Annotated in this window: 18 protein-coding genes; 11 read left to right on the forward strand and 7 right to left on the reverse strand. The window is 61.5% G+C overall.

Annotation, left to right across the window (positions count from 1 at the left end; genetic code table 11):
* Positions 1-26 precede the first annotated feature (26 nt).
* The gene (locus F4V60_RS02755) at positions 27-881 is read left to right on the forward strand and encodes an amidohydrolase family protein (protein WP_075730998.1); all 855 of its coding nucleotides are present in this window, start codon (positions 27-29) and stop codon (positions 879-881) included.
* Positions 881-1885 (forward strand): alpha/beta hydrolase, encoded by a 1005-nt coding sequence (locus tag F4V60_RS02760; RefSeq protein WP_075729228.1) that lies wholly within the window; start codon positions 881-883, stop codon positions 1883-1885. Before F4V60_RS02755 ends, F4V60_RS02760 begins: the two co-directional genes overlap by 1 nt.
* Positions 1886-1889: 4 nt before the next feature.
* On the opposite strand, the gene F4V60_RS02765 is transcribed toward F4V60_RS02760, so the two are convergent.
* From F4V60_RS02765 to F4V60_RS02775, 3 genes are read right to left on the reverse strand one after another with little or no spacing between them, the layout of a single operon-like run.
* Positions 1890-3128 carry a hypothetical protein gene (locus tag F4V60_RS02765; protein ID WP_075729229.1) on the reverse strand — a complete coding sequence of 413 codons (1239 nt, stop codon included), beginning with the start codon at positions 3126-3128 and terminating at the stop codon, positions 1890-1892.
* A 35-nt stretch (positions 3129-3163) separates the two neighbouring features.
* Positions 3164-4078, reverse strand: a complete 915-nt coding sequence (locus F4V60_RS02770; RefSeq protein WP_075729230.1) for a C40 family peptidase — start codon at positions 4076-4078, stop codon at positions 3164-3166.
* Positions 4078-4356: a hypothetical protein gene (locus tag F4V60_RS02775; protein WP_075729231.1), complete on the reverse strand. Its 279-nt coding sequence runs from the start codon at positions 4354-4356 to the stop codon at positions 4078-4080. The genes F4V60_RS02770 and F4V60_RS02775 overlap by 1 nt, the downstream gene beginning before the upstream one ends.
* A 56-nt stretch (positions 4357-4412) precedes the next feature.
* Between F4V60_RS02775 and upp the strand changes: the two genes are divergently transcribed.
* The 4 genes from upp (at position 4413) to F4V60_RS02795 (ending at position 8312) form a co-directional block, all read left to right on the forward strand.
* On the forward strand, positions 4413-5048 hold the full coding sequence (upp, locus tag F4V60_RS02780; RefSeq protein WP_075729232.1) for a uracil phosphoribosyltransferase: 636 nt from the start codon (positions 4413-4415) through the stop codon (positions 5046-5048).
* 38 nt (positions 5049-5086) lie between these two features.
* Positions 5087-5464: a helix-turn-helix domain-containing protein gene (locus tag F4V60_RS02785; protein WP_075729233.1), complete on the forward strand. Its 378-nt coding sequence runs from the start codon at positions 5087-5089 to the stop codon at positions 5462-5464.
* A 131-nt stretch (positions 5465-5595) separates the two neighbouring features.
* Positions 5596-6783 (forward strand): M20 family metallopeptidase, encoded by a 1188-nt coding sequence (locus F4V60_RS02790; RefSeq protein WP_075729234.1) that lies wholly within the window; start codon positions 5596-5598, stop codon positions 6781-6783.
* A gap of 74 nt (positions 6784-6857) precedes the next feature.
* Positions 6858-8312 carry an NAD(P)H-quinone dehydrogenase gene (locus tag F4V60_RS02795; protein WP_174775538.1) on the forward strand — a complete coding sequence of 485 codons (1455 nt, stop codon included), beginning with the start codon at positions 6858-6860 and terminating at the stop codon, positions 8310-8312.
* A 242-nt stretch (positions 8313-8554) separates the two neighbouring features.
* On the opposite strand, the gene F4V60_RS02800 is transcribed toward F4V60_RS02795, so the two are convergent.
* Positions 8555-9865, reverse strand: coding sequence for a short-chain fatty acyl-CoA regulator family protein (locus tag F4V60_RS02800; protein ID WP_075729236.1), 1311 nt, complete (start codon positions 9863-9865; stop codon positions 8555-8557).
* Between the two features lie 220 nt (positions 9866-10085).
* On the opposite strand from F4V60_RS02800, the gene prpD reads away from it, so the two are divergent.
* The 4 genes from prpD (at position 10086) to F4V60_RS02820 (ending at position 17479) form a co-directional block, all read left to right on the forward strand.
* A complete protein-coding gene (gene prpD, locus F4V60_RS02805) occupies positions 10086-11597 on the forward strand; it encodes a 2-methylcitrate dehydratase PrpD (RefSeq protein ID WP_075729237.1) in 1512 nt (503 codons plus the stop codon).
* Complete coding sequence (gene prpB, locus F4V60_RS02810; protein WP_075729238.1) at positions 11598-12527, forward strand: methylisocitrate lyase; 930 nt, start codon at positions 11598-11600, stop codon at positions 12525-12527.
* Between the two features lie 72 nt (positions 12528-12599).
* Positions 12600-13757 carry a bifunctional 2-methylcitrate synthase/citrate synthase gene (locus tag F4V60_RS02815; protein WP_141255981.1) on the forward strand — a complete coding sequence of 386 codons (1158 nt, stop codon included), beginning with the start codon at positions 12600-12602 and terminating at the stop codon, positions 13755-13757.
* Between the two features lie 290 nt (positions 13758-14047).
* Entirely contained in the window at positions 14048-17479 is a 3432-nt protein-coding gene (locus F4V60_RS02820) for a pyruvate carboxylase (RefSeq protein ID WP_075729240.1), read from the forward strand.
* 117 nt (positions 17480-17596) lie between these two features.
* On the opposite strand, the gene F4V60_RS02825 is transcribed toward F4V60_RS02820, so the two are convergent.
* The 3 genes from F4V60_RS02825 to F4V60_RS02835 form a co-directional block, all read right to left on the reverse strand.
* Positions 17597-18163, reverse strand: coding sequence for a GNAT family N-acetyltransferase (locus F4V60_RS02825; RefSeq protein ID WP_075729241.1), 567 nt, complete (start codon positions 18161-18163; stop codon positions 17597-17599).
* 63 nt (positions 18164-18226) lie between these two features.
* Entirely contained in the window at positions 18227-19990 is a 1764-nt protein-coding gene (locus F4V60_RS02830) for an acetyl-CoA carboxylase biotin carboxylase subunit (protein WP_075729242.1), read from the reverse strand.
* 197 nt (positions 19991-20187) lie between these two features.
* Positions 20188-21051, reverse strand: a complete 864-nt coding sequence (locus tag F4V60_RS02835; protein WP_075729243.1) for a sulfurtransferase — start codon at positions 21049-21051, stop codon at positions 20188-20190.
* Between the two features lie 327 nt (positions 21052-21378).
* Here F4V60_RS02835 and F4V60_RS02840 point away from each other — a divergent pair, with 327 nt between their 5' ends.
* Positions 21379-22440, forward strand: coding sequence for a Cj0069 family protein (locus tag F4V60_RS02840; RefSeq protein WP_075729244.1), 1062 nt, complete (start codon positions 21379-21381; stop codon positions 22438-22440).
* Positions 22441-22593 lie beyond the last annotated feature (153 nt).

Raw genomic sequence — 22593 nt, forward strand, 5'->3', positions numbered from 1 at the left:
TTAGGCCCATGCCTACTATGGTCCATATGCATGACGCGCCTCTTATCAGCCCCGAGAATAAGGACTACTCTCCGGAAATTCTCGCGGGCCTGCCTAAAGTTGATATTGACGTAACTTTTGAACCGGCGCAGATGCCGACCACGCCGGAGGAATTGACCGCCGCCCTGCGCACCACGGTTGAGAATCTAGTAAAGGATAACGTGGTCTACGCCGAGATTCGCCTCGATCCGCAGTCCTATGGCTTCGGCGTCGAGGCGGCGCTCGAGGCCGCCGAATCCGCACTGGGTGTAGAGGGGATAGATGCCCGGCTGTTGCTGACCAGCGCGCCGCAGTCCGCCATCGCCCGCAAAGGATCGACGGTGGCCGGCTACGTCATCAGTGGTGAGCTCGATGAGCAGGTGGTGGCAGACCTGCGTGCTAACTTCGTTCCCTTCGTCGCCGATGTAGAAGGCGAGGACTTCCAAGCGGTCGCCGCCGCGGTCCAGGCAGGCGCCACCCGCCTGGCGCATGCCACGCAGCTTATCGACGACTTCGGTGCCGACCTCGACGGCATCCGCCCAGGAACGGTGTCCTGCTGGATTAGGGATCGCCACATCGCGCTGAGCTTCGATCCACTCCGCGAGGTCGCCGAGCTGCCCGATCATCCGCTTCCCCTGTTGCAGCAGCTGGGCTTTACCTGCGCTCTGAGCGCTGGTGCCGGCGATATCAATGAGAGCTTTGTGGCCCTGACGCAGGCCTTTGGCTACGGGCTGGAGGAGTACTTTGATCTGACGATCAAGGCCATCGAGAACTCCTTTAGCTCCCAGGAGGAGCGTCAAGTGCTCATCGAGGAAGTCATCTTGCCCGCCTATGAGGAGCTTGCCCAGGGCGAGGAGGAGTGATGCGCAGGGGGGTCTTCGCCGCGGCTGGAATAGCTGCAGGTGTCGCAACAGGGTGGTGGGGATATAAACGCCACCGGCTGACGCGCGCCGTCGCACCGGAGTTGCGCTCCCCGTTTCTCTACCTTGACTCCGCGTTCATCCCCGGATGCGTGGTGGCCCCACTAAGCGTGCTCATTCGCTCCGTGAATCTGGCACGGGCGATGCGGCAGCCAGTCGAAGTAAAGGAGATTGCCGGCGAGTGTGAAGGCCATGACTTCCACGTGCGCATACTTCGCCCGCCTGCAGCTCAAGTACCGGCCCCGGCGGTGCTGTGGATGCACGGCGGCGGTCACTTGATTGGTAGTCCCGCCTTCTACGATCCCCAGAACTCCGAGCTGGCAGCGACGCTGGGCGCGGTGGTCATCTCCCCGTACTATCCCAAGTCCACGCAAGCGCTCTTTCCCGCAGGCCTTAATGCCTGTTATGCCGCCCTGCGGTGGGCGCAGGAACCTGCGGAGGAAATGGGCTTCTACAAGCAGCGCATCGCCATTGCCGGGGACAGTGCAGGCGGGGGACTCGCCGCCGCCGTGACACAGCGGGCCTTCGACGAGGGGCATCCGGTGTGTTTCCAGGCGCTCATTTACCCCATGCTCGATAATCGCACCCCTGACAAGGAGGGCGCGGTGGGGAAGTTCATGTGGACCGCGCCCTTCAATCGCGCGGCCTGGTCTTCCTATCTGGGCAAGAACCACCGGAGTGAGGGCCTGAAGCGCTATGCCGCGCCGGGGCGGCGGGAAGACCTTCAGGGACTTCCGCCCACGTGGCTGGTGGTGGGGGAGCTCGACCTCTTCCACGATGAAGTCGTGGACTATGCGCGGCGCCTGCGAGGTGCGGGAGTGGACACCACCGTCGAGGTTATCCCGGGTGCCTATCACATCTTTGATCAAATACGCCCCGCCGCTGGGGCCTCGCGGAAGATGTTTAGACACTTTGCGGAGGCCCTGCGCACGGGGCTTGAAGGCTAGCGCCTTAGAACTTGGAGAAACGCTTGACCAGCATCTCCTCGAGGCCCTTCCACGCCTCGGCGTGTTGCGTATAGGGCTTGGAGGGCACGTAGCCTGCGTGTTCGGTGGAACCGAGCATATAACCCAGGTAATCCTGGAAGCGCGGGTTGGCCAGCATGTAGGAGTTGATCGAGTCATCCCCGGCCCAGTCCGCGGCGTCCGCGCAGACCTCGTAGCAGCGGCCCATCTGTGTGGCATCGACGGACTCTGGGCCCTTGTCAATGTCACGCACGATTCCGGTGAAGGTGTATTGGTTCTCCGGGTGCACGCTGACCTCAAGTTCCCCGGCGTTGGCTGCGGCGACGATGTCCTCCCAGGTGGAGACGCGGGCCAGACCGTGATCGTCATTCTCCATGATCCAGCGCACGAGAGTCTTGGGCGTATCGAAGGTGTAGATCTCGCCCCACTTGCCTAGGAAGATGGGCTTGCCATCGAGGTAGGTGCGCAGAGTGTAGACCGACTTCAGATCGACCGTGACCTTGATCGGGTCAATACCGGCGGCAGCCCAGACGGTCTTGTCATAAGGATCGGTGGCCTTGTCCTTTTCTTCCTTCTCCTGTGCGCGTTTGTCACGGCGCTCCTGGGCTGCGGCAGCTGCAGCGGTGATTCGCTCCTGAGCATCCTCGAGTTCAGCGGCGGAGAAATCCGTGGACTCAACAGCCTTGACCTGGGCGTCAAGGTCCTCCATGACCTGCTTCCAGTTGCTCAATACCACGCGGCCCAGCCCGGTCCACTCGCTCATACCTTGGTCTCCGGAATAGTGATCCGCGCCGCGGGAGGCGTTGCGCAGGATGGAGTGCGAGGCAAAGAAAATGACAGCGTGCTCGGCCGCAGTGACGGTAGCCAGCGCCTCTACGATTTCCAAGCCGCGCCCGACGGCGGCGACATTGTCATAGCTGGGCCGTCCCGCCAGGTAGTCCGGCAGGCCAATCAGATCATAGAGGTGCTGCGCCGTGGGAGTGACGCGGTTGGCGCCGGAAGCCGCAAAGGTGTCCCAATCGGGGTGATCGAGCAAGTCATGGCGTTGGCCCGACTCCAGGAAACACAGCAGTGCGGCCTCCGACTCGAAGCCCAAGACTGCATCTTCATCTCCCAAAAAGGCCTGCCACTCGGAGCCGTTTTGGCGCCACTTGGGCGCCCAGAGGGTATAGAAGTCCCCCTCGCTCATAGATAGCCGGACCGGAACAATTGTGCGCTCGCTCATGAAGAGCCAGTTTACCCAACCCGCGGCGGCTGCGCTTAACCGGTAGGGCGCCAAAAGCCCTTGAAACCCATGCCCATATTCGTGGTGCGCAAAGGACTAGTCTGCACTGGGCTGCCGGCCTCTACCATTTCGCCGTTGCCTGCATACATGGCCACGTGCCCGTCCCAGACCACGAGGTCGCCCGCCTGCAGCTCCTCGGCGCTGATCTGGCGGCCCACCGCCTGTGCGTCCGCGGTGCGCGGCAGCTCTACGCCCGCCTGCCGCCAGGCCCATTGGGTCAGCCCGGAGCAATCGAAGCCGCCATTGCCCGTTCCTCCCCAGACATAGGGGGTGCCGATCTGGCTCTTGGCAGCTGCGACTGCTGCGGCACCTTGGCCAGAGGACTCTTGCGCTCCCTGAGCTGCTGGAGGATCGGGTGTTGGAACTAGGCCAAGCGGCGTGGGCTCTTTGACCGCATGTGCGGGGGCATGAGAAGCCTCCGGGGAGTCGGGCTCAGAGACGGTGGAATAGATCTCGCGGCTGGCAATGCTAAGCAAAGGTCTAGCCACGCTCACGAGTTCCTGCATGAGCTGCTGGATTCGCGCCAAGGCTAAAGCCACGTGCTGGGCCATGAGCGCCTCGATGCCCGCCCGCGCGACGAGGTTGAGAGCCGGGTTAGGCGCGAGAAGACCGAAACTCAAGGGGAGCGCCTTGGCGATGAGGCCGCCTGCGATGGCCAGCAGATCCGCGCCGGCGCGCGAGCACAGGGCAGCGGCCTCGTTCACGGCTTTATCTATGGCTTCTTCATCGCTGGCGATAAGGCGGGCGACCTCGAGAATCCGCGAGGGATCCCCGTGAGCGATGTCTGCCAGGGGCTCAACGGCAGCCATATCTGGCAACGCGGGAAGCTCGACGCGTGGCAGAGGGGCTGGAATGAGTCCTTGGATGCGCTTGAGTGCTACATCAATCATCAGCCCCTGCCTCCCAGCGCGGCAGAGTGAGCACTCTCTGTGGTCTCTGCCTCGTGGGCCATGCGCAGGCCAAAGCGTGCGAGATGGTCGAGGTCGCCGCGCAGCCTGTCGGTGCGCGTGCCCACGTTAAGCAGCGCCGCGTGGAGGCACTGAGAAAAGTGTGCCAGAGAAGAATCACCCGGCAAGGGCGGAGGAGGAGGATTCGATCCCTGGGAGGCCTGGAACAGTTCATGGGAGAGGCGGCGAGCGTATTCCGTGTCTATCGCAAAGGTTGTCATGGGCTATTGGACTTCCCGCTACCCGTGAAGGTTCCCAAAAGTTTAGAGTGGTGTTTATGGAAATCCACGTAGTAGATCACCCCCTTGCCGCTTCCCGCCTGACGCTGATGAGAGATGCCCGCAGTGATAACGCCGCCTTCCGCGAGGCCCTCCGCGATCTTGGAGCGATGCTCGTTTATGAGGCCTCGCGCGACTTGGCGGTTGAGAACTTCGACTGCCAGACCCCCGTGGCGGTGGCCAAGGGAACGCGCCTGCAGGATCCACCGATCGTGGTCCCGATCATTCGCGCAGGACTGGGAATGATTGATCCGGCTTTGTCGATGATTCCGGACGCACAGGTTGGCTTCATCGGTATGGCGCGCGACGAGAAGACGCACCAGCCGGTGCCCTACCTCGAGGCGCTGCCGCACGATCTCAGCGGGCGCACCGTATTTGTCGTTGACCCCATGCTGGCCACGGGCGGCTCTCTGCTGCATTCGTTGCGCCTGCTCGCGGATCGTGGCGCCACAGACATCACGGCTATCTGCATGGTCTCGGCCAAGCCCGGCGTCGATGCTCTGGCTAATTCCGGCCTGCCCGTACGCTTGGTTACCGCTGTCATCGACCCAGCTCTCAATGAGGATGCCTACATCGTGCCCGGCTTGGGGGACGCGGGAGATCGCCTCTACGGCCCGCGCAATATCGACCTTTAGGCTAAGCTGTCTTCCCAAGTACTCGGGGGAGGCAAAAAGTGTCTATTCATAGGCTCATGTGGTCGAGCTACGGCCACGGTTTTTCACAGCTGCTGCGCAGTGCACGTCACGCGCGGCGGCTGTCTCAGCAGGCGTTGGCGGAGATTTCAGGGGTCTCGCGCTCGCAAATCTGCAACCTGGAAAGAAATGAGAACGGGCCGCATTCCATGGCGGATCCGCAGCTGTCTACCATTTACAAGTTGGCGCTAGCCCTGGAAGTCCCGCCTGGCTTGTTGTTGCCCGGCGCTGATGCGCTCGTGGAACGTCATCATTGCAGCCGTTCGTCTGGGCAATTGGAGGACAAAATAGCGGACTTGGCGCCTTTTCCGCGGGACTATATCGAGCGGCGTCGCCTAGCGCGGCTGGGCATAGCTTAGGGTGTACATCTTTGTATATTCCTCCGGTGAACTGGGGCGCTAACTGAACCGCATAGTCTAGTTGTAGAATCTTGGAGGGTAAGTGGGTTCGACGCTCAGTTGCTAGCGCTAGGTTTTAAGAAGAGGTAGGCATGGTCTCGGCATTCATCGACGAATGGTTCACGGCTCATCGCGCCGAGGTCATCGCATGGCGTCGGCATATCCACCGCCATCCGGAGGTATCGAACCACGAGGTCGCCACCACCGCATACATTGAGGCGCGGCTGCGTGAGCGCGGACTCGAGCCGCAACGTTTCCCAGAGACGGGACTGATGGTGGACATTGGCCCCGAGATCGAGCTGGGGCGTCTGGCCTTCCGCGCGGATATCGATGCGCTGCCCGTCACGGAGGTTACTGGGCTGGAGTTTAGCTCGGAGAACCCCGGCGTGATGCACGCCTGTGGGCACGATGTCCACACCACCATTGCCCTCGGCCTAGCTTGCGCGCTGGGGGATTATGAGCGCGAGCACGGCCTGCCCATCGGCATCCGTATCATCTTCCAGCCTGCCGAGGAGCTGTGGGTTGGCGGCGCCACGGACGTTATTGAGTGGGGTGCGCTCGAGGGGGTTAACTCCATCTTCGCCATTCACGCGGAGCCGAAGTTGCGGGTGGGCCGCATCGGCGTGCGCGCCGGCGCCATCACCTCGGCCACGGACGTCGTGGAGATTAAGGTCAAGGGCCCGGGAGGGCATACGTCGCGCCCGCACCTCACGGGTGACGTGGTCTATGCCCTGGGCAAACTCATCACGGAGCTGCCGGTTCTGCTCTCTCGCCGGGTGGATCCGCGCACCGGAACGGTGCTGGTCTTTGGACAAGTTGATTCCGGATACGCGCCGAATGCTATCCCCAAGCTTGGCTCGCTCAGCGGCACCCTACGCACCGCGGACATCGCGGTGTGGCGCCAGATTCAGGGTCTATTTAGCGAGTTGGTGGGGCAGGTGCTGGCTCCCGTCGGCGTGGACTACGAGCTTGATTATCACCGCGGGGTTCCCCCCGTGCTGAATGACGACGTTGCTACCGCCATGCTTGCCTCCGCCGCTCAGGCGATCGACCCACAGGCAGTGGTGCAGGCGCCGCAGTCCTCGGGAGGCGAGGATTTCTCCTGGTATCTCGAGCATGTGCCCGGTTCCATGGCGCGGCTGGGCTGCTGGTCGGGGGAGGGCGAGCAGCACGATCTACACATGGGGGACCTCATCGTGGATGAGCGCGCTATTGGGGTGGGAATCAAACTCTTTGGTGCGGTTGTTGACCAGTTTCTGGGAAAGAACACCCTTGGCTAGGGACTTAGGTAAGGCGGCGCAATCCTCGATAGGTGGTTTTGCGTCCTAAGCGTTAAACTCTGTTAGGACTTTTAATGTGGTACATAAAAAGGAGCTACTCCGTGTCTAACCAGACCAAACGCATCGTCATCATCGGCGGCGGCCCCGCGGGCTATGAGGCGGCCCATGCGGGCGCAAAATACGGCGCTGATATAACGATCATTGAGGATCAAGACATGGGAGGCTCCGGGGTCATCCTCGATTGTGTTCCTTCGAAGTCATTCATCGCCGGCGCGAATATCAAGACAGACCTTCGCCGTGCGGAGGCCATGGGCCTCAACGAGCACATTGGTAAAGCCGAGCTCTCCTTCACAGCCCTTAATGAGCGCGTGCAAGCTCTGGCGCAGCGGCAGTCCTCCGACATCCGTGATCGCATGGGCGAGCTGGGCGCTCGCGTCATCGACGGCCGCGGCTATTTCCCGCAGGACCAGCAATCCCAGCACTTTGGTGGGCACAAGGTCGTCGCAGTTCACAACTCGGACGGGCACGAGGAGGTCCTCGATGCTGACCTAGTCCTCATCGCCACTGGCGCCACCCCGCGCATCTTGCCCGGTGCGCAGCCGGATGGTGAGCGCATTCTGACCTGGCAGCAGGTTTATGCCTTGCCGGAGATTCCCGAGCACCTCATCGTGGTCGGTTCCGGCGTGACCGGCGCGGAGTTCGTCTCCGCCTTTGCTGAGATGGGCGTGAAGGTCACCATGGTTGCTTCTCGGGACCGTATTCTTCCCCACGACGATGCTGATGCCGCAGATGTGCTCGAGACCGTCCTCGCCGAGCGCGGCGTGGAGCTAGAGAAGAATTGCCGCGTCGAGTCAGTCACTCGAACCGCAGACGGCGGAGTGCTGGTCAAGACTCAGGATGGGCGTGAAATTACCGGCTCCCACGCGATTATGTCCATCGGCTCTGTGCCCAATACCAAGAACCTTGGCTTGGACAACGTCGGGGTAGAGACGGTGAAGTCCGGCCATATTCACGTCGACCGCGTATCACGCACCAACATCGCCGGCATTTATGCTGCAGGTGATTGCTCCGATCTCTTCCCGCTGGCTTCTGTGGCAGCTATGCAGGGGCGCATCGCCATGTACCACTCCTTGGGGGAGGGCGTGTCCCCGCTGCGTCTGAAGACTGTTGCCACCGCTGTGTTTACTCGCCCCGAGATCGCCGCCGTAGGCTATTCGCAGGCGGAGATCGAAAACGGCGATATTGCAGCTCGGACCATCACCATGCCGCTGGCGACGAACCCGCGCGCCAAGATGCGCTCGCTGAAGCACGGCTTTGTCAAACTATTTTGCCGTCAGACCTCGGGCCGAATTATCGGCGGAGTTATCGTGGCGCCGACCGCCTCTGAGCTCATCTTGCCCATCGCCGTGGCGGTGACCAACCAGCTCACTGTTAATCAGCTGGCGGATTCTTTCGCGGTCTACCCCTCGCTTTCGGGCACGATTACGGAGGCCGCTCGCCGCCTCGTTGCCCACGATGACCTTGAGTAAGCAAGAACTATAGGTACGAATAACAAGCGCGAATAGGGGGGGAGGAGTAGACAATTCAGGGCTGCCCTCCCCGTGCCGCCGGCTAGGGGGAGCCGGTGGATAGGGGAAAAGGGGAGGACAGCCGTGAGTGATAGAGAGTGCTCCGCAACATAATCTACGGAGCCCTTTTAATTAAGCATTGTGCCCAGACATGCGCGGCATAGCTTTAGAACGGTTGTGCGCAGCCCCGGCACGGTAGGTAACTACTGAATGCCGATGCTGAAGTTAAGATCGGGCGCCTGGTTGCTGCCGGCCTGCGGAAACGCACGCTGTGCGCAGTTTTCCCGCGGGCAGGAAATGCAGCCGGGGCCGATGGGAGTGGCGGCGGAGGGTGAGAGGTTGAGCGCATCCGAGTAGACCAGCCGGTGTGCCTGGGAAATGTCGCAGCCCAGCCCCACCGCGAATTCCTTGCGGGGGGTGCCAAAACGCTTGGCCTCGCCCTGTACGTGGCGGGCTATCCACAGGTAGGTGCGCCCATCCGGCATGGTGGCCACCTGCCGGGTGATGCGGTTGGGGGTCTCGAAAGCGCGGTGAACCACCCAGAGGGGACACGAGCCACCCGAGCGCGAGAAGTGAAAGCCGGTGGCGGATTGGCGCTTGGAGATATTGCCAGCGCGGTCGGTGCGGATGAAGAAGAAAGGCACCCCGCGCGTGCCGGGGCGCTGCAGGGTGGTCAGGCGCTGGGCGGTGGTTTCAAAGCCTGTTCCAAAGATGCTGGCGACGCGGTCGATGTCGTAACGCGTGTCTTCCGCGGCGGCGAGAAACTGGCGGTAGGGCATGGTCACAGCGGCAGCGAAGTACTGGGCTAGCCCATAGGTGGCCAGCTTCTTGGCGGCATCCGTGGGCAGCTCCGAGACAAGGTTCTCTAGGACGTGCGGATAGGCCAGCAGGCAGTATTGGAGGGCCATTTCGAAGCAGAGCTGAGCGTCACTGAGCCCAGCGCGCAGGCTCAGCTCGCGTCTATCGGGGTGGAACTCGCGCCGCGCTCCAGAGGTGCGGTGACCAAAGCGCACGCGCACCCCGAATTGCTGGTCGAGCTCGTTGGATAGCCGGGTCAGGCGCAGGATCTTATCGCCGGTGTGCTGGGCCAGATCCTCGCCGAGGACGTCCAAGTCGTGGATGTAGTTGCCAGCCTCGTAGAAGAAGTCACGGACCAGCTCTGAGGGGCTGACCGCCGGCGTGGCAGGGGCGTGTCCTGCCACCTCGACGAGCCGGGGGATGAGCTCGGGGAACCGCGATGCCAGGTCGGAGAGGGTGTCCTCGGCAGCCGCGGGGAAGAGAGTGCGCAGTTCTGCTATGGCGTGGAGATCGCGGTCGGGGGAGAAGTAGGCGGGGTCGAGGTCGAAGCGCCGCGAGAGTTGCATGAGCACCGTCGCGGTAAGGGGGCGTTGATCATTTTCTAGCTGATTGAGGTAACTCGTGGACAGATCAAGTTGCTTGGCCATGGCGACTTGGGTGAGATTCCGGGCTTTGCGCAGCGCGTGGATTCTTGCCCCCGCATAGAGTTTGCTCACGTTTGTCTCCTTTGAAAAACCGGCCATTAGCAGCCATTTTTACAGATTACGCAAGATCCGCGTTTTCATGCCGCTAGTTTACGCAAACCTTACCTATGGTTCCCAGCACACGCAACTGACTAATGTGACCGACAACGCATTAGCGCTTAGCAATGCTGAATATTCGTTTCATACCGGGCCCCGCACGACGAGGCATCAAGATGAAGGAGCACCACCGGCCGTGATCAACCACGAAGTACGTACCCACAAGTCCGCCGAGGATTTCCCCATTGAAGAGCACCTGGCTTATAAGATTGCTCAGGTAGCCGCCGATTCGGTAGCCGTTCCGCAGGATACGGCGGAGATGATCATCAACCGCATCATCGACAACGCTGCCGTCGCCGTGGCCTCGGTTGCGCGTCGTCCCGTGACCTCCGCCCGCGTTATGGCGCAGGCTCACCCTGTTTCTGAAGGCGGCGCCAACGTCGTCGGCATCGACGGCACCTACTCCGCGGAGTGGGCAGCCTTGGCCAACGGCACCGCAGTGCGCGAGCTCGACTTCCACGACACCTTCCTGGCCGCCGAGTACTCTCACCCGGGGGATAACATCCCGCCGATCCTCGCCGTCGCCCAGCACAAGGGCCTGAGTGGGCAAGACCTCATCCGTGGTGTGGCCACCGGATATGAAATCCAGGTCAACCTGGTCAAGGGTATCTGCCTGCACGAGTGGAAGATCGACCACGTCGCGCACCTCGGACCCTCCGTGGCTGCCGGACTGGGAACCATGCTCGACCTCGACGTTGACACCATCTACCAGGCCATTGGACAGGCGCTGCACACCACCACCGCCACCCGTCAGTCCCGTAAGGGCCTCATCTCCTCCTGGAAGGCCTATGCGCCCTCCTTCGCGGGCAAGATGGCCATCGAGGCCGCTGACCGTGCGATGCGCGGCGAGGGTGCCCCTGCCCCCATCTGGGAAGGCGAGGACGGGTTCATCGCTTGGATGCTGCACTCCCCGGACCGCACCTACACCGTCCCGCTGCCCGGCCCCGGCGAGGAAAAGCGCGCCATCCTGGAGACTTATACCAAGGAGCACTCCGCGGAGTACCAGTCCCAGGCGCCCATCGACCTGGCTCGCCGGATGAAGAAGACGCTGGCGGATGCCGGACGCCCGACCTCCGAAATCGAGTCCATCGTCCTGCATACCTCGCACCACACCCACTACGTCATCGGCACCGGTGCCAACGATCCCCAGAAGATGGATCCGGACGCTTCGCGCGAGACCCTGGACCACTCCATCATGTACATCTTCGCCGTCGCTCTAGAGGATGGGGGCTGGCACCACGTCAAGTCCTACTCCCCTGAGCGTGCACACCACCCCGAGACGATTGAGCTCTGGCACAAGATCTCCACGGTGGAGGACCCTGAGTGGACCCGGCGTTATCACTCGCAGGATCCGGCGGAAAAGGCCTTCGGCGCCCGCGCCGTCATCACCTTCCGCGATGGCACCGTCATCGAGGATGAGATGGCCGTGGCCGATGCGCACCCGCTCGGCGCCCGTCCCTTTGGACGCGAGCAGTACATCGAGAAGTTCCGCACCCTGGCGGAGGGCATCGTCGCCCCCGAGGAGCAGGATCGCTTCCTCGCCGCCGCCCAGAACCTGGAAAACCTCCAGGACCTGCGTGAGCTCAACGTTCGCGTCACTGAAGAAAACCTTGCTTCCGCACCGCATACCCCGAAGGGAGTGTTCTAAATGGCCGGCCTGTTTGGATCTCTTAAGACCAACGCCCAAAAGCGCGCGGACTTCCGTGCCGCGCTCGAAGGTCCTGGCATCACCACCCTGCCTGGTGCTTTCAACCCCTTGTCTGCCCGTCTTATCCAGGACATCGGCGGCTTCGGCGGCGTCTACATCTCCGGTGCCGTCTTGGCCAATGATCTGGGCCTGCCGGACATCGGTATGACCACCCTGACCGAGGTGGCCACCCGCGCTGGTCAGATTGCCCGTGTCACCGATTTGCCCGTGCTTGTCGACGCCGACACTGGCTTCGGCGAACCCATGTCCGCCGCGCGCACCATCGCCGCACTCGAGGACGCAGGACTGTCCGGCTGCCACCTTGAGGACCAGGTAAACCCCAAGCGCTGTGGCCACCTCGATGGCAAGGAAGTCGTGCCGGTAGACCTCATGGTCCGCCGCATCACCGCCGCCGCGAACGAGCGCCGCGATGAGAACTTCATCATCTGTGCACGCACGGATGCAGCCGGCGTCAACGGCATCGACGATGCCATCGAACGCGCGAAGGCCTATGCCGATGCCGGGGCCGACCTCATCTTCACCGAGGCTCTCTACCGCCCGGAGGACTTCGAGGCCTTCCGCGCCGCTGTTGACACCCCTCTGCTGGCGAATATGACGGAGTTTGGCAAGACCGAGCTGCTCTCCGCCCGCCAGCTCGAAGACCTGGGCTATAACGCAGTCATCTGGCCGGTTTCCACTTTCCGTGTTGCCATGGGCGCCACCGAGGACTTCCTGCGCGACCTGCAAGAAACCGGCATCCAAAGCGACTGGCTTGACCGCATGCAGCACCGCTCACGCCTCTACGAGCTCGTTCGCTACAACGAGTACAACGCTTTTGACCAAGAAGTATTTACCTACTCGAAGGACTCCTACAAGCCCACCTTCGACTAAGTCGCCTCCCTTTCCCTGCATTCTTCCCACCTCCCCCCTAACCCTGAAAGCCAAACTTGAAGGAGCTTCACCATGTCCACCACCCCAGAGCAACCAGAAATCCGTAAGGGCCTCTACGGCGTCGTCGTCGACGAAACCGCAGTGTCCAAGGTCGTTCCTGAGACCAACTCGCTGACCTACCGCGGATACCCTGTCCAAGAACTCGCCCGCTACTGCTCCTTCGAGGAGGTGGCCTACCTGTTGTGGAATGGCGACCTGCCCGAGTCCGCCGAGCTCACCCGCTTCTCCGCCCGCGAGAAGACGCTGCGCCACCTCGACCGCCACCTCATCGACCTCATCATGTCTATGCCGCTGTCGTGCCACCCCATGGATGTGTTGCGCACCGCCATCTCCTTCATTGGCGCCCAGGACCCCGAGGAGTACACCAAGGACTCCGAGCACATTCGTCGCACCGCTCTCGAGCTGATGGCGAAGATTCCGACCATCATCGCCCTGGATATTCGCCGTCGCCGCGGCGAGGCCTACATCGAGCCTTCCCGCAAGAAGGGCTTTGCCGAGAACTTCCTGTGGATGGTATTTGGTGAGGAGGAAGGCTCCCCGGCCACCAACCGTGCCGACATCGAGGCCTTTGACAAGTCCCTCATCCTTTATGCTGAGCACTCCTTCAATGCTTCGACCTTCGCGGCGCGCGTTATCACCTCTACGATGTCGGATACCTACTCCGCCGTTGTTGGCGCCATCGGCGCGCTGAAGGGCCCGCTGCACGGCGGCGCCAACGAGGCTGTCATGCACAACTTCATCGAGGTGGGAGACCCCGCCAAGGCGGAGGAGTGGACCAAGAACAAGCTGGCGAACAAGGACCTCGTCATGGGCTTCGGTCACCGCGTGTACAAGAAGGGTGACTCCCGCGTTCCCACCATGGAAGCTGCTTTCCGTGAGCTGGCAGCCAAGCATGGCCAGGAAAAGTGGGTGGAGATGTATGACATCATGTCTCAGACGATGTATGACAACACCTCCATCAAGATTCGCCCCAACCTGGACTTCCCGGCTGGCCCGGCCTATTACATCCTGGGCTTCCCCATCGAGTTCTTCACTCCGATCTTTGTGATGTCCCGCATCACCGGTTGGACCGCTCACATCGTCGAGCAGAATGAGAGCAACTCCCTCATTCGCCCGCTCTCGGCTTACATTGGCGAGCCGCAGCGCTCGGTTCCGCCTAAGTCTTTCTAAGGCGGCAACCCGGGATTGGGGGTGCGAGGGAGGAGACTTCTTCGCACCTCTTTTCTTTGCAGTATTTGCAATATGACAAGAGTTCTTCACCTGCGTCCAGGGTGCCTTGGGACGCGATTGCTCTCAATTTAGGCCCTAATGTGGCAGAATCCGCATCCCAAACCTGTGGATATTTAGGTTCGCGCCCACTAATGTGAGATGCGGATCACCCGTGAGGGCTCATTGCTAGTGGTGCCATAACTCCCCCAACATCAGAGGCAATTACCCGTTATTGAAAGGAACATAAAGAAGTGGCTCAAACCGCGCTTCCATCGTTCAACAAGATTCTCGTAGCCAACCGTGGCGAGATCGCCGTTCGTGCTTTCCGTGCCGCGTTCGAGACCGGTGCTAAAACAGTGGCCGTCTACCCCCGCGAGGATCGAAATTCTTTTCACCGCGCTTTTGCTGATGAGGCAGTCCGCATTGGTACCGAGGGGCAGCCAGTCAAGGCATATCTCGACATCGATGAGATTATCCGTGCCGCCAAGAAGTCCGGAGCTGACGCCATCTACCCAGGCTATGGCTTCCTCTCCGAGCGTGCTGACCTAGCCCGCGCCTGCGAAGAGGCAGGCATCAAGTTCATCGGCCCCAGCCCCTCAACGCTCGATCTCACCGGTGATAAGGCTGCTGCGGTGTCCGCAGCGCAGAAGGCCGGCCTGCCTACGTTGCAGGATTCTGAGCCTTCTGAGGACGTCGACAAGCTTGTCGAGTACGCCAAGGACTTCACCTTCCCCGTATTCGTCAAGGCCGTGGCCGGCGGCGGCGGACGAGGTATGCGCTTCGTCGAAAGCCCCGAGCAGCTCAAGGAGAAGGCAGCTGAGGCCTCCCGCGAGGCCGAGGCAGCCTTCGGTGATGGTGCGGTCTACCTTGAGACTGCGGTGATCAAGCCCCAGCACATCGAGGTGCAGATCCTCGCGGACTCGCAGGGCAACGTCATTCACCTTTTCGAGCGCGATTGCTCCGTGCAGCGTCGCCACCAAAAGGTCGTCGAGATTGCTCCGGCGCCGAGCCTGGACCCGCAGCTGCGGGATCGCATCTGCGAGGATGCGGTGAAGTTCTGTAAGTACATCAACTACGAGGGTGCCGGCACCGTGGAGTTCTTGGTGGATGAGCGTGGCAACCACGTATTCATCGAGATGAACCCGCGCGTGCAGGTTGAGCACACCGTGACCGAGGAAATCACCGGCGTCGACATCGTTAAATCCCAGATGCAGATCGCCGCCGGCGCTTCCCTGGCGGATCTTGGCCTGAGCCAGGACAAGATCCACATCAATGGTTTCGCGCTGCAGTGCCGCATCACCACCGAGGACCCGAACAACGGCTTCCGCCCCGATACGGGAACGCTGACCTCTTATCGCTCGCCGGGCGGCGCGGGTGTGCGCCTCGACGGAGCAACGTCCGTGGGAGCGGAAATCTCCCCGAACTTCGACTCCTTGCTCGTCAAGATGACCTGCCGTGGCGCCACCTTCGCACAGGCCGTCGCGCGTGCCCAGCGCGCGCTCAACGAGTTCACGGTCTCTGGCGTGGCCACCAACATCGGCTTCCTGCGTGCGCTTCTGCGTGAGCCGGACTTCACCGCCAAGCGCGTTGACACCGGCTTCATCACGGACCACCCTGAGCTGCTCAAGGCGCCCCCGGCGGTCGATGAGTCTGGACGCATCCTCGATTACATCGCCGATGTCACGGTGAACAAGCCCAACGGCAAGCGCCCAACTTCCCTGCGTCCCTTTGACAAGCTCCCCAAGCTGGATCACGGACAGCCTTTGCCGCGCGGCTCGCGCGATGACCTGCTTGAGCTCGGCCCGCAGAAGTGGGCGGAGAAGATTCGCAAGCAGGATGCCCTCGCCGTCACCGATACCACCTTCCGTGACGCGCACCAGTCCCTGCTTGCGACCCGCGTGCGAGGCACCGCCCTGGTCTCCGCGGCCGAGGCCGTGGCGCGGCTGACCCCGAACCTTTTCTCCGTCGAGGCCTGGGGCGGCGCCACCTATGACGTAGCCATGCGCTTTCTCCACGAGGATCCCTGGGTTCGCCTCGACCTGCTGCGCGAGGCCATGCCCAACCAGAACATTCAGATGCTGCTGCGCGGGCGCAATACCGTGGGTTATACCCCCTACCCGGATTCCGTCTGCCGCGGCTTCGTTGAAGAGGCCGTCAAGTCCGGCGTCGATGTCTTCCGTATCTTCGATGCACTCAATGAAGTATCTCAGATGCGCCCGGCCATCGAGGCCGTGCTGGAGACCAATACCACCGTTGCCGAGGTCGCCATGGCCTACTCCGGGGACATGGTTTCGCCGAATGAGAAGCTCTACACCTTGGACTACTACCTCCACTTGGCAGAGCAGATCGTCGAGTCCGGCGCCCATGTGTTGGCCATCAAGGACATGGCGGGACTACTGCGCCCAGAGGCTGCCTCCAAGCTCGTCATGGCGCTGCGTAAGGAATTCGACCTTCCGGTCCACGTGCACACGCACGACACCGCAGGCGGGCAGATGGCTACCTACTACGCCGCTGCATTGTCTGGGGCCGACGCCGTCGACGGTGCCTCCGCTCCTTTGGCGGGCACCACCTCGCAGCCTTCGCTGTCTGCCCTCGTTGCGGCGTTCTCGAACTCCACGCGCGATACCGGGCTAGACCTGCAGGCAGTCTCCGATCTGGAGCCTTACTGGGAGGCCGTCCGTCAGCTCTACGCTCCCTTCGAGAACGGCATTCCCGGCCCCACCGGCCGCGTGTACAAGCACGAGATTCCCGGCGGCCAGCTCTCCAATCTTCGTGCCCAAGCGGTTGCGCTCGGCTTGTCTGATCGCTTCGAGGTCATTGAGAACAACTACGCCGCCGTCAACGAGATGCTGGGCCGTCCCACCAAGGTGACCCCATCTTCCAAGGTGGTCGGGGACTTGGCGCTACACCTGGTTGGTACAGGCGTTGATCCTGCGGACTTCGAGGCTAATCCCACGAAGTACGACATCCCGGATTCCGTCATCGCCTTCCTACACGGCGAGCTGGGCACCCCTCCCGGTGGCTGGCCGCCGCTGCGGGATAAGATCTTGGACGGCCGCGCCCAGACCGGTGCGAAGCTCACCGAGATCCCAGAGGAGGAGGCAAAGCACCTCGACTCTGACAACTCCACCGAGCGCCGTGAGGCACTCAACCGCCTGCTGTTCCCGAAGCAGTGGGAGGAGTTCAAGGAGTTCCGCCGCAAGTTCGGCAACACCGAGGCGCTCACGGACGCCGACTTCTTCTACGGCCTGACTGAGGGTGAAGAAAAGGTTATTCACTTCTTCCCCAAGGATTCCACCGACCGCAGCGATCTCAACGCCATGGTTGTTCGCCTCGATGCCGTGGGCGAGCCGGATGCCAAGGGCATGCGCAACGTGGTGCTCAACGTCAACGGTCAGGTACGCCCGCTCAAGGTCCGCGACAACAACGTCGAATCCACCGTCGCCACCGTGGAAAAGGCCGATCCCTCCAACGAGGGTCATGTTGCGGCACCGTTTGCCGGAGTTGTCAATGCCACCGTTGCCGCGGGCGACAAGGTTAAGGCCGGAGACCAAGTCGCCGTCATTGAGGCCATGAAGATGGAGGCTTCCATCTCTGCGCCGAAGGACGGAGTTGTTGACCGCGTGGCCATCGGCCAGGCTACGAAGGTAGAGGGCGGAGACCTCATCGCCGTCATCAAGTAGCAGCCACAGCACAAAGGCGGTGCTTTAACCTCCCAGCAATGGAGGGTTAAAGCACCGCCTTTCGTGTTATCTGAAAGTGCAGCTTGTTCTAGAAAGCGCTGCTGAAGCTTATCTGGCTTAAGCCACCGGCCAGAAGCGCTTGAACATGATACCTGGATCCTCCCCGGGGACATCGACGGCTTCAAAGCCCTCGGCCTCATAAAGGGAGCGTGCGCCCTGGTTATTCTCATCGACCCACAGGGCAATGCCTGGCGCCTGCTGAGCGCGGGCGAGATCGCAGGCGTTGCGCAGAAGGGTGCGGCCGATTCCTAGTCGGCGGTAGCGGTGCTCGACCGCGATGCACAGCTCGGGTATTTCTTCTGGGTCAAACTCCGTTGCCCACAGATCTTCATCATGTGGGTCCGCGCTGTGGCTGCCTAGGTAGGCGGCGCCCTTGTCGACGCCGGTGTAGTAGCGCAGCCACGAGCCACCCATGGGTACGTTGTGGGAGGAGACTGCGAGAACCCCGCCATCTACCAAAGGAGACCACTGTTCCACGTAAAGGCCGACGTCGCCGGTGTGGAAGTCCCCGATATTGGCTTCCTCGTCTCCAAGAACATCGGCGAGGAAAAGCAGGCGCGAGAGATATGTACGGTCCTCCTCGCGGGCGAGGCGGACTGAGTATTCGGTGTCGTTGGCAGTCATAGACACCACGCTACCCGAGGGCCAGTTCCCACCAGCCCTCGGAGTGCTTTGTCGAGCTGGGGTCTACTTGATCTCCAGCATGGCGATGCCCTTGTTGATCTGACCACCAGTCTCGACCACGAGGCCGGTGACGATTCCGGCCTTGTGAGCCTTGACAGGGTTCTCCATCTTCATGGCCTCGAGAACAACCACGATGTCGCCCTCGGCGACCTCTTGGCCCTCTTCCACGTTGACCTTGATGACGGTGCCCTGCATGGGCGCGGCCACGGTATCACCGGAGACGGCAGCCTTGGAGCCAGAGCCACGGCGCTTCTTGGAATTCTTGCGCGGTGCTGCGCCTCCACCGAGGGTCATGCTTGCAGGCAGTGCGACCTCAATGCGGCGACCATCGACCTCGACGACATACTTCTGCGAGGGGACCTGCTCCTCGTCCTCAGCCTCGGCATCATCGGTGTAGGGAGGAAGCTCGTTCTTCCATTCCTCCTCGATCCACTTGGTGTAGATCTGGAAATCTTCGCCGAAAGCAGGATCTTCGACGATAGCGCGGTGGAAGGGGATGACCGTGGGCAGGCCCTCGACCTTGTACTCAGAAAGAGCGCGGGCAGCGCGGTGCAGAGCGGACTCGCGGTCCGGGCCCCACACGATGAGCTTTGCCAGCATGGAATCGAACTGGCCGCCGATGACAGAGCCCTGACGCACGCCGGAATCCACGCGAACGCCGGGGCCTGCAGGCTCCGAGTAGGTGACCACGGTGCCGGGGGAGGGCATGAAGCCAGCAGCAGGGTCCTCGCCGTTGATGCGGAACTCGAAGGCGTGTCCACGCGGGGTGGGATCTTCGTGGAAGGACAGCTCTTGGCCCTCGGCGATCTTGAACTGCTCGAGAACGAGGTCGAGGCCGGTGGTCTCCTCGGAGACAGGGTGCTCAACCTGGAGGCGGGTATTGACCTCGAGGAAGGAGATGAGCCCGTCGGAGCCAACGAGGTACTCGACGGTGCCGGCGCCGTAGTAGCCGGCCTCGCGGCAGATGCGCTTGGCGGAATCATGGATGGCCTCGCGCTGCTCATCACTCAGGAAGGGAGCAGGGGCCTCCTCCACCAGCTTCTGGAAGCGGCGCTGCAGGGAGCAGTCACGCGTGCCGACGACGACCACGTTGCCGTGGTGATCCGCCAAGACCTGGGCCTCGACGTGGCGCGCCTTATCCAGGTAGCGCTCAACGAAGCACTCTCCACGGCCGAAAGCCGCGGTGGCCTCACGGGTGGCGGACTCGAAGAGCTCGGGGATCTCGGAGGCCTCGTAGGCGACCTTCATTCCGCGTCCGCCGCCGCCGAAAGCGGCCTTGATGGCGATGGGTAGACCATTGGCGGCCGCGAAGGCCTCGACCTCGGCCGCGTCTGCGACGGGGTCCTTGGTGCCAGGGGCCATCGGGGCGTTGGCGCGCTCGGCGATGTGGCGGGCGGTGACCTTGTCTCCGAGGTCGCGGATGGATTCGGGGGAGGGGCCGATCCAGATGAGCCCAGCGTCGATGACGGCTTGGGCAAAGTCGGCGTTTTCAGACAAGAATCCGTAGCCGGGGTGAATGGCATTGGCGCCGGACTTAGCTGCGGCGTCGAGGATCTTGTCGAAGACCAGGTAGGACTCGGCGGAGGTGTTTCCGCCAAGAGCAAAGGCCTCATCGGCCAAGGATACGAATGATGCGTCTTTATCCGGCTCCGCATAGACGGCGACGGAGGCAATGCCAGCGTCGCGCGCGGCGCGGATCACGCGAACTGCGATCTCACCACGGTTAGCGATAAGTACCTTGGTGATCTTCTTGGTTTCAACTGCCACGGCAGGAACCCTCCTGATTAATCTTGAATTGGACTGCCCACTATTCTTGCACACAAAAACATGAGAAAACCGTCAGGTTCCAGTTTTGTGTCAGAAATAATCCCGCACCAGCGATGATGCGGGAATCACCGGCGTGTTACCGCCGGGGTCTTAACTGTTTTTCGTCGCGACAGGCCGTGGTGTTACGCCACGGTGACCTACTTCTCTATCGGCATGCGGACCATGTTGCCCCACTCTGCCCAAGAGCCGTCATAAGTGCGGACGTCATCGAAGCCGAGCAGGTGCTTGAGCACGAACCAAGAGTGCGCGGCCTGCGCTCCCACGTGAGAGTAGAGGATGGTCTCCTTGGCCGGTTCGAGGGAACCGTAGTTCACGCGCAGTTCATCGGCGCTGCGGAAGCAGGCATTGGGGTAGACCGCGCGATCCCACTCGAGGTTGCTGGCGCCAGGGATGTGGCCGTGGCGCATGGTGGTGCCGTAGGAGGAATTGCCCAGCGGAGAATCCACGGTGGCCTCGCCTGCGTATTCCTCAGGGGTGCGGGTATCAACTATGTGTGCAGAGGTTTCGCGTACCTCCGCCACGAAGGCCCTAAACTCCGCATCATTGCGCTCTACGACGGGATAATCGGAAGCAGTGAACTCCGGGACCATGTAGGAGGTATCGCGCTCCTCAATCATCCACGCGTCACGCCCGCCGTCGAGCAAACGGACATCTGGGTGCCCGAAGAGCTCAAAGACCCACAGTGCGTAGGCTGCCCACCAGTTCGACTTATCGCCGTAGAGCACCACCGTATCTTCCCGATTGATCCCCTTGGCCTGCATGAGAGTGGCAAAGGCCTCCCCGTCCACGGTGTCGCGGGTAAGCGGATCGAGCAATTCTTTTTGGAAAATGATGCGGCTGGCCGTGGGGATGTGGCCAATGTCGTAGAGGAGCGAATCCTCATCGACCTCGATCACTCGCAGACCTTTAATGCCCAAGCGTGCAGACAGCCATGGCGCAGACACGAGCCGCTGCGGGTTTGCATATTCTTGAAAAGGGGGATTCGGATCAAATTCAGCCACTTTCCGTCTGCCTTTCTGTGTGTTTTCGGGGTTCGTGCTCTAAGAAAAAAGTCTTTTGGGGAAAAGAGTTTCTGCACCAACTCTAGCCTGTATCGATCTCGATTGGTCACGCGGGGCCCGCAAATGTGGTGTAGCTTGCATCAAGAAAAAGCCGAGCTAGATCACATCCTTGCGGGGTTAAAGTTTGGTTAATAGCTCGGCGGGAAGGGGTTCTTAGGATAATTTTAGAAAAGTACTCGGTGGTCTCTGTCCCATCGAAGGACACTCCCCGGCTGATATGACCGGGGAACATCTCCTCGGACCCTCTTAATGAAAGGGAGTTAACAAGTGCACAAGGCAATCGTCGTCTTCGAAGTCGAGGGCGGATCCGATAAAGGCCCAGACGGCCACCGCAAAGACACTCTTCCCATCGTCAACGCCATCAAGGATGCTGGTTGGGAATCCACAGTAATCTACTTCCACCCGGACCGCGCGGAGGAGATCTTCCGCGAAGTTTCTGAGAACTATGACGGCTATATCTCTCGCGTTAATCCCGGGAATATTCCGGGCGGTGAGAAGGGCTACTTCGAGCTTCTGACCAACCTGGCGGAGGCCGGCCTGGTGGGAATGTCCACTCCCGCAGACATGATGGCCTATGGTGCCAAGGATGCCTTGGTGAAGCTCAATGACACCTCCCTCGTGCCGGAGGACACCCGCGCTTATTACGATGTTGAGGACTTCCACAAGACCTTCCCCGTTACCTTGTCCTACGGGGAGCGCGTGCTCAAGCAGAACCGGGGCTCCACAGGTGAGGGAATCTGGCGCGTACGTTTGGCCGATAAGGCGCTGGCTGAGTCGCTAACGCCGGGTACTGCTCTGCCTCTTGATACCGAGCTCAAGTGCACCGAGGCCGTGGACAATAAGACCCATGATTTCACCCTCGGGGAGTTCATGGACTTCTGCGACAAGTACATCATTGGCCACAATGGCATGCTCGTGGACATGCGCTTCATGCCGCGCATCGTAGAGGGTGAGATTCGCATTCTGCTCGTAGGCAACGAGCCCGTCTTCATAGTTCATAAGAAGCCGGCCGCCGGTGGGGATTCCTTCTCCGCCACCTTGTTCTCCGGCGCCACCTACACCTACGATCACCCAGATGACTGGCCTGAGCTGCTCGAGCTCTTCGCCGACGCCCGCCCTGTCATCGCGGAAAAGCTCGGGGATACCGATACCGTTCCGCTCATCTGGACCGCGGACTTCATGTTGGCGGATGGCCCAGACGGGGAAGACACCTACGTGCTCGGAGAGATCAACTGCTCCTGCGTAGGCTTCACCTCCGAATTGGACATGGGCATTCAAGAAAAGGTCGCTGCTGAGGCAATCGCACGCGTAGAGGCACAGGCTGTCTAAAATGGCTTGTGTCTGCCGTTCCCACTAATTGCTTCGGAGGCGGCAACTAGGGCGGGGGGGACCCTCTTTGAGGGCTTCCCGCCCTTTTCTCTGTTTTAGATCTCTCTGAGATTTCCCTAACTTTCCCTCTATCTTCGCCTCCTAAGGCGAAAG

The sequence above is a fragment of the Corynebacterium flavescens genome (assembly GCF_008693105.1).
Classification (GTDB): Bacteria; Actinomycetota; Actinomycetes; order Mycobacteriales; family Mycobacteriaceae; genus Corynebacterium; species Corynebacterium flavescens.

Bases quoted from the DNA above. Each gene is read 5' to 3' on its own strand.
- upp (WP_075729232.1), top strand. From the start codon at position 4,413: ATGGAAATCCACGTAGTAGATCACCCCCTTGCCGCTTCCCGCCTGACG.
- F4V60_RS02790 (WP_075729234.1), top strand. From the start codon at position 5,596: ATGGTCTCGGCATTCATCGACGAATGGTTCACGGCTCATCGCGCCGAG.
- F4V60_RS02815 (WP_141255981.1), top strand. From the start codon at position 12,600: ATGTCCACCACCCCAGAGCAACCAGAAATCCGTAAGGGCCTCTACGGC.
- F4V60_RS02795 (WP_174775538.1), top strand. From the start codon at position 6,858: ATGTGGTACATAAAAAGGAGCTACTCCGTGTCTAACCAGACCAAACGC.
- F4V60_RS02825 (WP_075729241.1), bottom strand. From the start codon at position 18,163: ATGACTGCCAACGACACCGAATACTCAGTCCGCCTCGCCCGCGAGGAG.
- F4V60_RS02770 (WP_075729230.1), bottom strand. From the start codon at position 4,078: ATGATTGATGTAGCACTCAAGCGCATCCAAGGACTCATTCCAGCCCCT.
- F4V60_RS02760 (WP_075729228.1), top strand. From the start codon at position 881: ATGCGCAGGGGGGTCTTCGCCGCGGCTGGAATAGCTGCAGGTGTCGCA.
- prpB (WP_075729238.1), top strand. From the start codon at position 11,598: ATGGCCGGCCTGTTTGGATCTCTTAAGACCAACGCCCAAAAGCGCGCG.
- F4V60_RS02765 (WP_075729229.1), bottom strand. From the start codon at position 3,128: ATGAGCGAGCGCACAATTGTTCCGGTCCGGCTATCTATGAGCGAGGGG.
- F4V60_RS02775 (WP_075729231.1), bottom strand. From the start codon at position 4,356: ATGACAACCTTTGCGATAGACACGGAATACGCTCGCCGCCTCTCCCAT.
- F4V60_RS02755 (WP_075730998.1), top strand. From the start codon at position 27: ATGCATGACGCGCCTCTTATCAGCCCCGAGAATAAGGACTACTCTCCG.